General features: G+C 64.5%; 16 protein-coding genes and 1 tRNA gene. 14 read left to right on the top strand and 3 right to left on the bottom strand.

All coding sequences use genetic code 11. From position 1 onward, the window contains the following. Nucleotides 1–48: 48 nt before the first annotated feature. The 7 genes from I6F24_RS30505 to I6F24_RS30475 all read left to right on the top strand — a co-directional run bounded on the left by I6F24_RS30505 (nucleotide 49) and on the right by I6F24_RS30475 (nucleotide 7982). On the top strand, nucleotides 49–1410 hold the full coding sequence (locus I6F24_RS30505; protein ID WP_036024212.1) for a hydrolase: 1362 nt from the start codon (nucleotides 49–51) through the stop codon (nucleotides 1408–1410). A 35-nt stretch (nucleotides 1411–1445) separates the two neighbouring features. After that, entirely contained in the window at nucleotides 1446–2816 is a 1371-nt protein-coding gene (locus I6F24_RS30500; RefSeq protein ID WP_036002897.1) for a cytochrome P450, read from the top strand. Between the two features lie 50 nt (nucleotides 2817–2866). Further along, the gene (locus I6F24_RS30495) at nucleotides 2867–4276 is read left to right on the top strand and encodes an adenylate/guanylate cyclase domain-containing protein (protein ID WP_036024210.1); all 1410 of its coding nucleotides are present in this window, start codon (nucleotides 2867–2869) and stop codon (nucleotides 4274–4276) included. A 268-nt stretch (nucleotides 4277–4544) separates the two neighbouring features. Further along, nucleotides 4545–5066 carry a TerB family tellurite resistance protein gene (locus I6F24_RS30490; RefSeq protein WP_036002890.1) on the top strand — a complete coding sequence of 174 codons (522 nt, stop codon included), beginning with the start codon at nucleotides 4545–4547 and terminating at the stop codon, nucleotides 5064–5066. 188 nt (nucleotides 5067–5254) lie between these two features. Beyond that, nucleotides 5255–6034, top strand: coding sequence for an SDR family oxidoreductase (locus tag I6F24_RS30485; RefSeq protein ID WP_036024209.1), 780 nt, complete (start codon nucleotides 5255–5257; stop codon nucleotides 6032–6034). A 216-nt stretch (nucleotides 6035–6250) separates the two neighbouring features. Continuing rightward, nucleotides 6251–7045: a glutamine amidotransferase gene (locus I6F24_RS30480; protein WP_036024207.1), complete on the top strand. Its 795-nt coding sequence runs from the start codon at nucleotides 6251–6253 to the stop codon at nucleotides 7043–7045. A 124-nt stretch (nucleotides 7046–7169) separates the two neighbouring features. Then, nucleotides 7170–7982 carry an enoyl-CoA hydratase gene (locus tag I6F24_RS30475; RefSeq protein ID WP_036024205.1) on the top strand — a complete coding sequence of 271 codons (813 nt, stop codon included), beginning with the start codon at nucleotides 7170–7172 and terminating at the stop codon, nucleotides 7980–7982. A gap of 107 nt (nucleotides 7983–8089) precedes the next feature. On the opposite strand, the gene I6F24_RS30470 is transcribed toward I6F24_RS30475, so the two are convergent. Further along, nucleotides 8090–8165 (bottom strand) — tRNA-Ala (locus I6F24_RS30470). Nucleotides 8166–8369: 204 nt separating this feature from the next. Between I6F24_RS30470 and I6F24_RS30465 the strand changes: the two genes are divergently transcribed. Genes I6F24_RS30465 through folD form a run of 3 tightly spaced genes read left to right on the top strand, consistent with a single transcriptional unit; the run spans nucleotide 8370 to nucleotide 9936 of the window. Next, the gene (locus I6F24_RS30465) at nucleotides 8370–8660 is read left to right on the top strand and encodes a YggT family protein (RefSeq protein ID WP_036002872.1); all 291 of its coding nucleotides are present in this window, start codon (nucleotides 8370–8372) and stop codon (nucleotides 8658–8660) included. A 15-nt stretch (nucleotides 8661–8675) separates the two neighbouring features. Further along, the gene (locus tag I6F24_RS30460) at nucleotides 8676–9041 is read left to right on the top strand and encodes a DUF167 domain-containing protein (RefSeq protein WP_050995912.1); all 366 of its coding nucleotides are present in this window, start codon (nucleotides 8676–8678) and stop codon (nucleotides 9039–9041) included. Between the two features lie 10 nt (nucleotides 9042–9051). Beyond that, complete coding sequence (gene folD / locus I6F24_RS30455) at nucleotides 9052–9936, top strand: bifunctional methylenetetrahydrofolate dehydrogenase/methenyltetrahydrofolate cyclohydrolase FolD (RefSeq protein ID WP_225151882.1); 885 nt, start codon at nucleotides 9052–9054, stop codon at nucleotides 9934–9936. 104 nt (nucleotides 9937–10040) lie between these two features. On the opposite strand, the gene ppa is transcribed toward folD, so the two are convergent. After that, entirely contained in the window at nucleotides 10041–10577 is a 537-nt protein-coding gene (ppa, locus tag I6F24_RS30450) for an inorganic diphosphatase (RefSeq protein WP_225151880.1), read from the bottom strand. Between the two features lie 179 nt (nucleotides 10578–10756). Beyond that, nucleotides 10757–11266, bottom strand: a complete 510-nt coding sequence (locus I6F24_RS30445) for a GNAT family N-acetyltransferase (RefSeq protein ID WP_024338772.1) — start codon at nucleotides 11264–11266, stop codon at nucleotides 10757–10759. Nucleotides 11267–11538: 272 nt separating this feature from the next. Between I6F24_RS30445 and I6F24_RS30440 the strand changes: the two genes are divergently transcribed. From I6F24_RS30440 to I6F24_RS30425, 4 genes are read left to right on the top strand one after another with little or no spacing between them, the layout of a single operon-like run. Then, on the top strand, nucleotides 11539–12438 hold the full coding sequence (locus tag I6F24_RS30440; RefSeq protein WP_225151878.1) for an alpha/beta fold hydrolase: 900 nt from the start codon (nucleotides 11539–11541) through the stop codon (nucleotides 12436–12438). Next, complete coding sequence (locus I6F24_RS30435; RefSeq protein WP_225151876.1) at nucleotides 12435–12902, top strand: DUF2269 domain-containing protein; 468 nt, start codon at nucleotides 12435–12437, stop codon at nucleotides 12900–12902. Before I6F24_RS30440 ends, I6F24_RS30435 begins: the two co-directional genes overlap by 4 nt. An 8-nt stretch (nucleotides 12903–12910) precedes the next feature. Continuing rightward, the gene (locus I6F24_RS30430) at nucleotides 12911–14230 is read left to right on the top strand and encodes an SDR family oxidoreductase (protein ID WP_225144199.1); all 1320 of its coding nucleotides are present in this window, start codon (nucleotides 12911–12913) and stop codon (nucleotides 14228–14230) included. A gap of 60 nt (nucleotides 14231–14290) precedes the next feature. Continuing rightward, nucleotides 14291–14698: a thiol-disulfide oxidoreductase DCC family protein gene (locus tag I6F24_RS30425; protein ID WP_036024199.1), complete on the top strand. Its 408-nt coding sequence runs from the start codon at nucleotides 14291–14293 to the stop codon at nucleotides 14696–14698. Nucleotides 14699–14703 lie beyond the last annotated feature (5 nt).

The following is a 14703-nucleotide window of genomic DNA, read 5'->3' as shown; positions in this document are numbered from 1 at the left end:
AGGCCGGTATAAGCAGTGCAAAGAGCTAGGTTTGCCGGGGAGGAACAGATGAAGCTGTCGCGACGGACGATCTTGCAAGGGGCTGCGAGCGTGCCTTTCGCACTTGCGAGCTTGCGGACGGGCGCGCTGGCGCAGACCGCGCCCGCCACGGAGCTGCCGCCGATTCTGTTCGTCCACGGCAATGGCGATTACGGCGCGCTCTGGATGACGACGCTTTGGCGGATGGAGTCCAACGGTATCGCGCGCGATCGCATGATGGCGATCAATTTCACCGACCCGCTGGCGCGCAACGACGACAAGGTCGAGCAGGCGGGTCGCTCCTCGACCGAGGATCAGCGCCTCGAGCTCGCTGCCGCCATCACCGAGCTGAAGCGCCGCACCGGCGCAGCCCGCGTGGCGCTGGTCGGCAGCTCGCGCGGCGGCTACGCGATCCGTAACGTCATCAAGAACGGCGGCGCCGGTGATGTCAGCCATGCGGTGCTGTGCGGTACGCCCAATCACGGTGTGTTCGCGACCGACGACCAGCCCAACAACGAATTCAACGGCCGCGGCACGTTCCTGCGCAGCTTGAACGAAGGCGAGAGCGAGGTGACGCCGGGCGTTGCCTTCCTCACGCTGCGCAGCGATGGCATGGACAAATTTGCGCAGAGCGACGGCCGATTCATCGGCAAGCCCGGCACGCCGACCAATGTCACCGCCCAAGGGCCGGAGCTGAAGGGCGCCACCAATATGGTGCTTGGCGCGCTCGACCATCGCGAGGTGGCGTTTCACCCGCGCGCGTTCCGCGAGATTTACAAGTTCATCGCGGGGCGCGAACCTGCGCGCATCGCGATCGTGCCGGAGACCAGCGTGAGATTGAGCGGCCTCGTCACGGGTACGCCCGGCGGCGTGCCGACCAATCGTCCGGTCGCGGGTGCAATCGTCGATGTCTTCCGTGTCGATCCTGATACCGGGGAGCGCAAAGACGGTGCGCTGTACAGCTCGACAACAGGCTCAGATGGCCGTTGGGGGCCGGCGCAGGTCGATCCCGCCTGGTCGCTCGAATTCGTGCTGACCTCGCCGGATGCGCCGACGACGCACATCTACCGCTCGCCCTTCCCGCGCTCGTCCGAGGTTGTGCATCTGCGGCCCGCGCGGCCGCTCGGGCCGGCCGACAAGGCCGCCGGCGCCGTCGTGATCATGTCGCGCCCGCGCGGCTATTTCGGCCTGCCGCGCGACGTGGTGCTGCTCGACGGCAAGGAGCCGGCCGACGTCAAGCCGGGCGTGCCCACGGATGCGGCAGCCACCCTGCGGCTTCCCGCCACCGAGGTTGGCCGTAACATCGTGGCCCAATTCGGCGAAGAACGGATTGTGGCACGCGCCTGGGCTGCGTCCGAGAACCGGATTGCCATCGCCGAGCTGACTTACTAGCTATTTACCTGCGTCCCACCTTGCGGGAGAGAGCCATGAATATCGCCAGCGTGCGTCGGCCCATCACCCCTCCGGCTCCTCCGCGAGCGCCCGACGATATGTCGTTCTTCGGCCGGCTCGCGGTCATCAGGCAGAATATGATCGCGACCTGGGGTCAACGCGCCTACGAGGAAGAGGTCATTTCTGGCCGCTTCTTCTTCCGCAATAGCTTCATCCTGAACCAGCCGGACGCGATCCGGCACGTGCTGCTCAGCAATTACGAGAACTACACGCGCACGCCGGCCGGCATCCGCATGCTGCGCCCCGTTCTCGGCGACGGCCTTCTGATTGCGGAAGGTCATTCCTGGACGTTTCAGCGCCGCACGCTCGCCCCGGCCTTCACGCCGCGCGCGACCGCAAACCTCGTTCCGCACATGACGGCCGTGCTCGACGAAACCATCGCCAAGCTGGACGCGCAAACCGGTGAGCCGGTCGACCTGCGCGCGATCATGCAGCGCATGACGCTTGAGATCGCCGGTCGCACGATGTTCTCGTTCGGCATGGACCAGCACGGCGCAACCCTGCGCAACTTCATCATGGAATATGCCGCGCGGTTGGGGCGTCCGTACTTCCTCGACATGGTGCTGCCGGTGTCCTGGCCGAGCCCGATGGATTTTGCCCGCGCCCGTTTCCGCAAGCGCTGGACCGAGTTCGTGGCCATGCTGATCGCCGAGCGGCGTAAGGCGGGCAAGAAGGACGGTGCGCCGCCGCGCGATTTGTTCGATCTCATGGACGAGGCACGCGATCCCGAGACGGGCCAGGGCTTCTCCGACGAGCAGCTGGTCGACGAGGTCGCGACCATGATCCTCGCCGGTCATGAGACCACGGCGACGGCGCTGTTCTGGGCGCTCTACCTGCTCGCGCTCGATCCCGATACGCAGGAGGAGGTGGCGTCCGAGACCCGCGGCGAGCATCTCGACAGCATGGCCGACATCGATCGCCAGAAATTCACCCGCGCGGTGATCGACGAAACCATGCGGCTCTATCCGCCGGCCTTCCTGGTCGCGCGTGCCGCGCGCGATAGGGACAATGCGGCGGGCGTCGAGATCGGCAAGGGCGACATCATCATGATCGCGCCCTGGCTCTTGCACCGGCACGAGAAGCTGTGGGATCAGCCGAACGCATTCATTCCAAAGCGCTTCATGTCGCAGGAGGCGCCGGACCGTTTTGCTTACCTGCCATTCGGTGCAGGTCCGCGCGTCTGCATCGGCGCACCGTTTGCCCAAGCCGAATCCGTGCTGGCGCTGGCGCGGCTGATCGGAGCGTACCGAATCGAGCTTGCCGACCCCGCGACCCCCGTAATTCCGCTCGGCGTCGTCACCACCCAGCCGGACCATTCACCCCTGTTCCGCATCACGCGTCGGTGACAGGCTCGCGTCTGGCCGCTGGCGTGATCCAGCCTACATAGAGTTTCGCCATGAGCGACATCCAGGCCCAGTTCTCCGTTCTGAAGCAGACCGCCGATTCCGTTGTGGTGGAGGCCATCGCGCAGCTGATCGCCAACGGTCATGATCGCGATCTCAACCGGATCAATGCGCTGGATTTTGCCGACCGGACCGGGCTCGACCAGGAGAAGGTCATTTCCGGCTTCCTGCACGCCTCGCGGCTCGGCCTGTTCGACATGAGCTGGAACGTGCTGTGTCCCGGCTGCGGAGGCGTGCTGGGCGCGCACGCCACACTGAAGTCGTTGAAGCACGACGACTACAATTGCGCGCTTTGCGCCGCCGGATACGAGGCCTCCGTCGACGAGATGGTCGAAGTGGCCTTCACCGTCAGCCCGCGGGTCCGCCGCATCGGTGCTCATGATCCCGACACGTTGCCGATCTGGGAGTATGTGCGGCAGATGTTCTGGAGCTCAGGCGTCGACATCAACGACGAATCCTTTTCCCGCCTGATCAACCAGGTAACGCTCGAAGCCCTCGAATTGCCCGCCGGCGAGAAGGCGATCCTCTCACTCAATCTGCCGAGCCAGTTCATCATCGTGTTCGAGCCGGTCACCCATTCCGCCCATTTCCTGGACGTTCAGGGTGAGCCGACCAGCGAGCGTCAGCAGCTGTCGATCATGTTCAACAAGCTGGAGGCGCCGACGGGGACCACCGTGATGCGCCCCGGACCGTTGCGTCTCATGCTCGAGAACCAATCGGACAGTCGCGTATTGCCCTCGGTCTGGATTGCCGACCACGCGTTGCACGAGATGATCGGCAAGCGCAAGCCGATCCTGACCGCCAAGCGCATGCTGTCCAACCAGACGTTCCGCGACGTCTTCAAGGCCGACAACCTCAATGTCGACCAGCGACTGAAGATCACGTCCCTGACGTTCCTGTTCACCGACCTGAAGGGTTCGACGGCGCTGTATGAGCGGGTCGGCGACCTCAATGCTTTCGATCTCGTGCGAGCGCATTTTCGCGCGCTGCTGGAGATCATCGCCGCCGAGAAGGGTGCGGTCGTGAAGACGATCGGCGATGCCGTGATGGCGACCTTCGTCAGGCCCGAGCACGCGATCACCGCGGGACTGCGCATGCGCGCCGCGATGGACGAATTGAACAAGCAGCGCGGCGCCAACGACCTCATTCTCAAGATCGGGATCCACGAAGGCCCCTGCCTCGCAGTCATGCTCAACGAGCGGCAGGATTATTTCGGCCAGACCGTCAACATCGCCGCCCGCGTGCAGAGCCTGTCGACCGCGCAGGAGATCCACATCACCGGCCCGGTGCTGGACGCTCCCGCAGTCGCCGAGGTGCTCAAGCAGCGCGCCATCAAGCCGATCCAGAAGCAGGCCGCGCTCCGTGGCATCGCCGACAAGATGGTGGTGTACGAGATACCGTGAGCTTGTGGGCTGCGCCGCAGTCTCTAGCTCCGTGGGAAACAAAAGCGCTTTACATCCTTCACCGTCATGCCCGGGCATGAATGTCCTTCCTCGCGGTGACGCTTTGATGGCCGGGTCAAGCCCGGCCATCACGGCAGAAAGCGCGCCCAGATTGCCGAAACGTAATACGCGCGCGGAACTGACGCACGTTGCGCCGGTTGAGTTTCCTGCTCATATAATGCTGGTAACGGCCGCGCTCCTTGCGGCGTCATCAATCTCGGTAGGACCTATGCTCGACGGCTTGCGCCAATTCATCGCCGACATTGTCGGTCCCCAGGCCCAGGACCGCGCATTTGGCGACAGCGATTACCGGCTGGCCGCGACCGCGCTGCTGGTCCATGTGGTCTCGCTGGACGGCCAGCCGAGCGCGGCCGAGCAGCGCAAGCTGCACAGCCTGATCGAAAGCCATTTCGGGCTCGACCGCGGCACCGCTGACCGTCTCATCGCCGACGCCACCCAGGTCGAAGGCGAGGCCGTCGACCTCTATCACTTCACCAGCGTCATCATGCGCTCGCTCGACGAAGCGGGTCGCAAGCGGATCGTGCAGATGATGTGGGAGCTGGTCTATGCCGACGGAGAGGTCAGCGAGTTCGAGGACAATGTGGTCTGGCGCGCGTCCGACCTGCTCGGCATCTCCCAGCGTGACCGGATCGAGCTGAAGCACGCCATTGCGGAGCGTGCCGGTGGCCAGGTCAAGGATCGCGCCGTCGGACCGGTCCCTGGCGGATTGCCTGGCCTGCGAGCCACATGACGAAACTTTAATATAAGCCCGGCGGTCCCCCGCTTCTGCTGATTCGACTGCAAATACCGGTCTTTCCTGCTTCCACTGTCGCTCTCACAAGCAGCCATGCTGCCAGTGCCGCTTGCCTGGCGCGCACGGCTTATGCTCTCGTTCTGGTATTGCCGGGACCACAGACTTCAATTCAAGAGACTTCGATCGTGACTGAGCGGGTAACGTTGATCACCGGTGCCTCGGCGGGCATCGGGATGGAGCTGGCGCGTGTGTTTGCCGCCAATGGACATCGCCTCGCATTGACGGCGAGACGGGTGGATCGGCTCGAAGCGCTCGCGAACGAGATCGCCGCCAAGGGTGGCAAGAAGCCGATCGTGATCGCCTGCAACCTCGAGGATCCGCATGCCGGCGAGAGGATCGCCGCGGCACTTGCCGCCGAATGTGTCGAGCTCGATCATCTCGTCAACAACGCCGGCTTCGGCGTATTCGGCGATGCCATCGAGCGCGATCGCGTCGCGCAGCTCGGCATCGTCGATGTCAACGTCCGGGCCCTGACGGATCTGTCGCTGCGCTTCGCCGATCAGCTCATCCGGAACAAGGGCGGTCTTCTCAATGTCGGCTCGGTTGCAGGCTTCCTGCCCGGCCCCGGCATGGCCGTGTACTACGCATCCAAGGCCTATGTGATTTCCTTCACCGAAGCATTGCGGGCGGAGCTCGCTCCCCGCGGCGTCCGTGTCACCGTGCTTTGCCCGGGCCCGGTCCCCACGGAATTCCAGGCCCGCGCCGGCGTCGGCTCGCAACATGATACGGCCTTTCTCAACGTCTCAGCTGCCGAGGTTGCGCGGGAGGCGTATCGCGCTCTGATGGCCAACAAACGGGCAGTGCTGCCCGGCCTCGGCAACAAGATTGTGCCGTTCGCGCTGCGCTTCTTCCCACGCGGCTTCATCCTGGCGGCCACTAGCCGGTTCCAGCGGCAGAGGCACTAAAACGCGATGAATCGTCATCGCGCTTTAGCTCTTTGTTTGAGCATGATCTTTTCGGAAAACCGCTTCACACTTTTCCGGATCATGCTGACAACGCCGCCCGCGTCCGTAGTGGCCCGGAGCTTGCTTCCAGACGTGCGCGTGTGTGCGCAAACTCACACGATGTTAACCATCGCTTAGCTATGCTGGCGGTCTGAACCGATAGCACTCGCAGAGGCCATGTCGTTCCGGACGGACAGGTTTGGTGGCGCAGAGGTGGTCGCCTTCCCACAGAGGGCGGCGAGCGTCGCCGCCGCTGAAACCCGGCTGCCGGTTCTGATCGTCCTGCATCAGGAATGCTCGACACCTGGCCGCGTCGGCAATGCGTTGCGCGCGCTCGGCCACCGCCTCGACATCCGCCGTCCTCGCTTCGGCGATCCCCTGCCCGAGACGCTCGATCAGCATGCCGGGGCCGTGATCTTCGGCGGGCCGATGAGCGCCAATGATTCCGACGACTACATTCGCCGCGAGATCGACTGGATCGAAATTCCGCTCCGCGAGCAGCGCCCATTGCTCGGCATCTGCCTGGGGGCGCAGATGCTGGCGATGCAGCTCGGGGCCCGTGTCGCGCCGCATGCGCAGGCGCTGACGCAGATCGGGTACTACCCGATCAGGCCGACCGCCGCCGGCCGCGCGCTCTGCCCGCACTGGCCGGCGCAGGTCTATCACTGGCATCGCGAGGGCTTTGAGCTGCCTGAAGGCGCCGACTTGCTCGCCGAAGGCGATGATTTCCCGGTGCAGGCGTTCCGCACGGGCAATGCTTTCGGCGTGCAGTTCCACCCCGATGTGACCTATGCGATGATGTGCCGCTGGACCACGCGCGGTTACGACGGCTTCAGCGCGCCCGGTGCACGGCAGCGGCATCATCATTTCGCGGATCGCGCCGTCTACGATGTCGCCGAACGCGCCTGGCTCGATCATTTCCTCGACGGCTGGCTGGAGCGCCGGCCGATGCTGGCGCAAGCCGCCGAGTGATCGCGGCTTCGCGCAAGTCCTTGGCGCAGGTCCTTGGCGCAAGTCCTTCTCCCGTCCCTGGATATGCTAGGCTCGCTTCTAACGAGCGCTTGCGAACGCGTGCCGGCAAACAAGGGAGAGCGTCATGGCCTACGAACACATTCTCTATGAGGTGAGCGACAAGATCGCGACCATCACGCTCAACCGCCCCGATCGCATGAATGCATGGACGCCGATCATGGAGCGCGACGTGCGCCACGCCATGGAGGCATCAAGCGCCGACGACAATGTCCGCGTCATCGTCCTCACCGGCGCGGGCCGCGCCTTCTGCGCCGGCGCCGACATGGATGCGCTGAAGGGCCTCGATCCCAACGACGTCAGGCGCGCCTCGAACCTGCCGCCGTTCGACATGAATCGCCGGCCAGACTGGCAGACGCGGTACGGCTATTATCCTTCGATCAAGAAGCCTGTGATCGCCATGCTGAACGGCGCGACGGCAGGCATTGGACTGGTGCATGCACTCTATTGCGACCTTCGCTTTGCCGCCGACAACACCGTGTTCACCACCGCATTCGCGCGGCGCGGCCTGATCGCCGAGCACGGCATCAGCTGGATGCTGCCGCGCATCGTCGGCCACGCCAATGCGCTGGATCTGCTGCTCTCGGCGCGGCGCGTGTCGAGCGAGGAGGCACTGCGGATCGGGCTGGTCAACCGGCTCTGTCCGCCGGAGAAGCTGCGTGAAGAGACGTATACTTACGCGCGCGATCTCGCCGATTTCGTCTCGCCGAGCGCGATGGCCGTGATCAAGCGCCAGCTCTACGAGGTGCCGTTCCAGACGCTGGCCGAGGCGACGATCGAGGCCAACAGGGAGATGATGGTGGCGCTGAACGGGAGTGATTTCAGGGAGGGCGTGGCGAGCTTCATGGAGAAGCGGCCGCCAAGGTTTACGGGGAGGTAGGGGGAGAGAGATTCCGAGAGAGCCCGGCTTCGCCCTTCGGGCTACGCCGCGGCAGCCTTCGCTACGAAAAGGCTTGCCGAGCCGAAGCTGGCGAAGCCAGCGAAGGCTGGTGGAGCCAGGCGGGATCGAACCGCCGACCTCGTCATTGCGAACGACGCGCTCTCCCAGCTGAGCTATGGCCCCTTTGCTGGCCGCTCTGGTGAACGCGGCCGACAACCGGGCGCCATTTAAGTCCCCGCCAAGGTCAAGTCAAGGACGGGCGTAACCCGGTTTTAGCTCTCCGGGTGCCGACTTCCCTTGTTTGGGCCTGACGGAACCGATATCTAGCAAACGGGGCGTCAATCCCGACCGAGCCAGAGTTTTCAAAAGCCAGAGGCCTCATAAGCCATGCGTGCCGTTCTCGACATCGTCATCATCGTGCTCGACCTCTACGTCTGGCTGCTGATCGCCTCCGCGATCCTGTCCTGGCTGATCGCCTTCAACGTGGTGAACACCCGTAACCAGTTCGTGTCGGCGGTGGCGGAGTTCCTCTACCGGATCACCGAGCCTCTGCTGGCGCCGATTCGCAATTTCCTGCCCAGCCTCGGCGGTCTCGACATCTCGCCGATCATCCTGATCCTGATCATCATGTTCATCGAGCGGGTGATCCTGTACTACATCTACCCGAACGTGGTCTAAGCGGGCGGGAGCGCCTTGGTTGCCAACAAGGAGCCTTGTTGTCAGGAGCCTTGCCCTAAGGACCCTTGGCGCTACTCGGCCGGAGGAATCAGCATCGCGCTGCGGGTGACGCCGCGCGGCGGCCGCGACGACATCGACGGGATCGAGCAGCTTTCGGATGGCCGCAGCGTGCTCAAGGTGCGGGTGCGCGCCATTGCCGATGGCGGCGAGGCCAACAAGGCCGTGCTGGCGCTGCTGGCGAAATCGCTCGGCGTGCCCAAGAGCAATGTAAAGCTGCTATCCGGAGCCACGTCGCGGCTGAAGCAGATCGCGGTCGACGGCGATCCGGCGCGTCTCGGCGAAACCCTGCGCCAGCTCACATCGGCCAAACCGACAGATTGAGAGAACGGACATGACCGCTGATATCATCGATGGAAAAGTCATTGCGGCGGAACTCCGTGGCCGCGTCGCCGAGGAGGTCGCCCGCGTAAAGCGCGAGCACAATCTGGTGCCGGGCCTTGCAGTGGTCCTGGTCGGCAACGACCCCGCCAGCGAAGTCTATGTCCGTTCAAAACACACCCAGACCCAGGCCGCGGGCATGGCCTCGTTCGAGCACAAGCTGCCGGCCGACGTCTCCCAGGCAGATCTGCTGGCGCTGGTCGCAAAGCTCAATCGCGATCCCGCCGTGCACGGCATTCTCGTGCAATTGCCGTTGCCGAAGGGGCTGAACACCGAGGCCGTCATCAACGCCATCGACCCCGCCAAGGATGTCGACGGGCTGCATCCGAACAATGCCGGCCGGCTCGCCGGCGGCTTCGAGGCGCTGTCGCCCTGCACGCCGCTCGGCTGCATCATCCTGACCAAAAGCGTGCACGCCTCGCTCGAAGGCATGAACGCCATCGTCATCGGCCGCTCCAACCTGGTCGGCCGCCCGCTCGTGCAGTTGCTGCTGAACGAGAACGCCACGGTGACGATCGCGCATTCGCGCTCGCGCGACCTGCCTGGCCTCGTGAAGAAAGCGGATCTTGTCTATGCGGCGGTGGGCCGGCCAGAGATGGTGCGCGGCGACTGGCTGAAGCCGGGTGCGACCGTGATCGATGTGGGCATCAATCGCATCCCGAAGGAGAACGGCAAGACGCGCCTCGTCGGCGATCTCGCCTATCAGGAAGCGCTTGCCGTTGCCGGCGCGATCACGCCGGTGCCGGGCGGTGTCGGCCAGATGACGGTGGCGTGCCTGTTGGTGAACACGCTCCGCGCGGCCTGCGCGATCGCCGGCCTGCCGAAGCCGGCGGTGTAGTTGAGCGTCATTCCGAGGCGGCTCGCAGAGCCAAACCCGGAATCTCGCGCCCCGACCTCTGGATTCCGGGTTCGCTCTGACGCGCCCCGGAATGACCGTGCGGATCAGCCCTTCTTCTTCTTCTCGCGCTCGATGCCTTCTTGGATCAGCTCGTGCGCTTCCTCCGGGCCGCCCCAGCGCAGGATCTTCACCCACTTGCCCTTTTCGAGATCCTTGTAGTGCTCGAAGAAGTGCTGGATCTGCTGCAGCGTGATGTCAGGCAAATCGGAATACGACTTCACCTTGTCGTAGCGCTGCGTCAGCTTGGACGACGGCACCGCCAGGATCTTCTCGTCGCCGCCGGCTTCGTCCTCCATGAACAGCACCCCGACCGGGCGCACGCTCATGACGGCGCCGGGGATGATGGCGCGGGTGTTGATAATCAGCACGTCGCAGGGGTCACCGTCATCCGACAGCGTATGCGGGATGAAGCCGTAATTGCCGGGGTAACGCATCGGCGTGTAGAGGAAGCGGTCGACCACCAGCGTGCCGGCCTCCTTGTCCATCTCGTACTTGATCGGTTCGCCGCCCACGGGGACCTCGATGATGACATTGACGTCGTGGGGGACGTTCTTTCCGATCGAGACCGCATCGATACGCATTCAAGGCTCCGTTGTTGCCGAGGATAAATCGCGCCCGGCAGCGATTTTGGCGCTGTCATACGCGGGCTTGGCCCGCTGATCCATCGCGTTTTTGTGAAATAATGAATCCGGCGATCACCGGCGCAAGCGGCCTGCGGTATCGACGGATGGGAACGCTGCCCGGCTAGGGTTTCAGCAGCTCAATTGGTCCAAGCGAAGGCAACCTTGTCGAGCGCCTTCGGTCCGAAACGCTCCGACGAGCGCGCCACCATGCGACCACCCAGGGCGCGGTAGAACTCGGTAGCGGGATCGTTGTCCGAGAGCGCCCACACCACCATGCTCTTCAGCCCGCTCTGCATCAGGTCGCGGCGGGCGGCGGCAAACAGGCGGCGGCCGAAGCCGAGGCCCTGAAACTCGGGCCGCAGATAAAGCTCGTAGATCTCGCCGTCGAAATGCAGGCTGCGGGCCCGGTTGCGGCCGTAATTGGCATAGCCGGCGATCTTGTCACCGAACACCAGCACGCTGACACGGCTGCCCTTGCGGATCGCGCTGTCCCACCACTGCGGACCGCGGCGGTTGATCAGCTTCTCCAGCTCGGCGCCGGGAATGATGCCCTGATAGGCCGAACGCCAGGCTTCGTCATGGGTCGACGCCACCGCAGTTGCATCTGCGGCTTTGGCCGGCCGGACCTCGATCAGGGTTGTGCTCATGGACGCGATCAAACCAAGTCGCCGCGCCGGCGGCAAGACCTATCGTTAATTATCGGTTAACCTGTGGACTTTCTGCATCAGTATTTCAACCGAGTTGTGCCGAAAAAAGACAGGACGGCAACTCCGAGGGCACCTGCGTGCGTGCCGTCGGTGCAAAACTCCTGTTGCTTGCGGCAACGAAGGAACGGCAATGGGCACCGCAGAAAGTCCGCTCATTGTGATTCGTTCCTACTAGTGTGCCTGTCGCTGTTCTTGTTCGCCCTCGGCAATTCATGCGGCTCCTCAATACCATCGCGCTCCTGCCTCTGCTGGCCTTGCTGACCGCGCCGCCTCTGTGCGCAGAGGTCAGGTTCGGTCCATCGGGAGAGGAGGGCGAACCGTTTCGTCGGCAGGAATGGCGCGTGCCAACGCCGGATACCGATCTTGCTGCGCATGCCCTGCTGTTTCGCCCCTCGGGCCCAGGTCCGTTCCGGCTCGCGGTGATCGCACACGCCTCGACGCAGAACACGCTACGTCGGGTGCAAATGCCGCAGCCGGAATACCGCCCGCTCGCCGGCTATCTCGTCGCGCGCGGCTTTGCCGTGCTGGTGCCGGAGCGGCCAGGCCATGGTGCCACCGGCGGCCGCTACCTCGAGGATCAGGGCGGCTGCGGCGAGCCCGACTACACGCGCTCGGGCCGCGCAACGGCCGACGCAATCAAACTGGCGCTGGTCCAGCTGCAAAAGCAGGATTTCATCCGCAAGGATGGCGCGATCGTGATCGGCCATTCCGCCGGCGGATGGGGTGCGCTGGCGCTCGCCGCTGCCGATCCGAAGGTGATCTCCGCCATCACCGTGTTTGCACCGGGACGCGGCGGCCATGCCAATGATGAGCCGAACCGAATCTGCGCGCCGCACACCCTGCTCGCCGCCGCCGCGGAATTCGGCAAGACCGCGCGCATTCCCGTCACCTGGCTCGTTGCGCCCAATGACAGCTATTTCGCGCCGGCATTCTCGCAGAAACTCGTCGACGCGTTTCGCGGCACGGGCGGCAAGGCCGAGTTTCGCCCGCTGGCGGCCGTCGGCAGCGAAGGCCATTGGATGATCGAAACCGAAGCCGGCGTCAAAGCCGCCAGCGGCGAGCTCGCGCGGGCGCTGAACCCGCGCAAGCCTGTGGCGACCAAGAAGCCATGACGCTGTATTTCCTGGTCAAATTTGTACACGTCCTCGGCGCCATCGTCATTCTCGGCACCGGAACCGGCATCGCCTTCTTCATGCTGATGGCGCATCGCACGCAGGACCCGGAGTTCATCGCCCGCACCGCTTCGGTCGTGGTTATCCCGGATGCGATCTTCACGCTGTCGGCCGTGATCCTCCAGCCGGTCAGCGGCGGCGTGCTGATGATGCTGTCGGCGACCTCGATCACGGAGCGCTGGCTGCTGGCCTCACTCGCGCTCTACGCGATTGCCGGCTTGTTCTGGGTGCCGGTCGTGTTCATGCAGATCGAGATGCGCGACCTCGCGCGCAAGGCTGCTGCGCAGCGCAGTGCGCTCCCACAGCGCTATTTCGTGCTATTCCGCCGCTGGTTCGCGTTCGGCTTCCCCGGCTTCGGCGCGACGATGGCCATCCTGTGGCTGATGATCGCGAAACCGTTTTGAGAGAAGCGATGAGTGAGCGAACCGTTTTGGTGCTCGGCGCCTCCGGCCTGATCGGCCGCTTCGTCACCGACGATCTGCGCACGCGGGGCTTTCGCGTCGTCGGCGTGGCGCGGAGCCTGTCGCCGGCGCAGAGGATGAGCGCGCTGGACATCGAGCTGCCGATCCTCATCCTCGACACGGCCGCGCTGACGCGTCTCCTTAGCGAGCACGCGGTAGACGTCGTCGTGAACTGTCTCGGCGTGCTCCAGGATGGCCCCGGCAGCAACACGAGCGCGGTGCATCGCGATTTCGTCGCGCGACTGCTTCGGGCGATCGGCGGCAGCGGCCGCGCAATCCGGCTGGTGCACATCTCGATCCCCGGCTCCGCGGAGGCGGACCGCACCGCCTTCGCTACGACCAAACGCGAGGCCGAGCGCCTGATCGGGGCTAGCGGCATTCCTCATGCCATCCTGCGGCCCGGCTTCGTGGTCGCACCGTCAGCCTATGGAGGTAGCGCCATGCTCCGCGCGCTTGCAGCCTTTCCGATCGATTTGCCGGCCAAGGACATGGCAACGCCATTTCAGCCCGTGGCGATCGAGGATATTACGGCGACCATCGCCTGGCTCGCCGCGCGCGACATCGACGATGCCTCGTTGAGGGCGGTGAGCTGGGACCTGATGCAGGCCGAACCGATCACCATGGCCGGCGTCATCAAGCCGTTTCGCCATGCGTTCGGCACGGACGGCTGGCCGCGCATCGCGATGCCCCGCTTTGTGCTCGATCTCGGCGTGAAACTCGGCGATGTCGCCTGCTATCTCGGCTGGACGCCGCCGATGCGCTCGACCGCCATTGCCGAGCTGCGTCGCGGCGTGACTGGCGATCCGTCAGCGTGGAGCGCCGCGACGGGTATCGCGCCGAAGCATCTGGCTGAGGCGATCGGACGCCATCCTGCCAGCATCCAGGACAAATGGTTCGCGCGCCTGTTCCTGGTCAAGGCGCTGATTTTCGCAAGCCTGGTCGCGTTCTGGGTCGTCTCCGGTTTCATCGCCTTGTTCGTGTCCTACGGTGCCGCCGCCGGCATTTTGACCGCGCACAACTTTCCGCCCGCGCTGGTTGATCCCATCACCATCGGCACCAGCCTGATGGACATGAGCATCGGTGTCTTGATCGCCTTCCGCCGAACGGCTGCGATCGGCTTGGTCGCGGGTATTTTCGCTTCGCTCGGCTATATGCTGGGCGCGGCGATCCTGACGCCCGACCTCTGGATCGAGCCGCTTGGCGCGCTGGTGAAGACCGGGCCGGCGATCGTCTTGATGGTCGTCGCGCTCCTGATGCTGGATAACCGATAGCGTTTTCGAGCGAAGTGGATTCCGGTTCGCGTGAAGAAAACGCGTCAAAAAGAGAGTCTGATGCCCAAATGGCCTGAGGACGACGTCATTCTGTTCGACGGCGTCTGCATCTTCTGCTCACGCTGGGTCCGCTTCGTCGCCAAGCGCGACACGGCGAGGCAGTTTCGGTTCACGCCGATCCAGTCGGATTATGGCGCCCGGCTCGCGCGCACGTTCGGCATCGACCCCGATGATCCCGACACCAACGCGGTTGTCCACGGCGGCGAGGTGTTCATGAAGTCGGATGCTGTGCTGACGGTGCTGTCGCAACTCCCAGGCTGGCGCTGGGTGCGCGCATTATTCGTGTTGCCGAAGCCGCTGCGGGATGCGGTCTACAGCCTCGTCGCGCGCAACCGCTATCGCATCTTCGGAAAGTATGACGCCTGCTTCGTGCCAGATGCGGATTTGCGAGCGCGAGTGATCGAGTAGCCCGC

It is taken from the genome of Bradyrhizobium sp. BRP23 (assembly GCF_020194135.1).
GTDB lineage: Bacteria > Pseudomonadota > Alphaproteobacteria > Rhizobiales > Xanthobacteraceae > Bradyrhizobium > Bradyrhizobium yuanmingense.
Note: the sequence above shows the minus strand (reverse complement) of the source record. Positions and strands in the feature narration are given on the sequence as shown.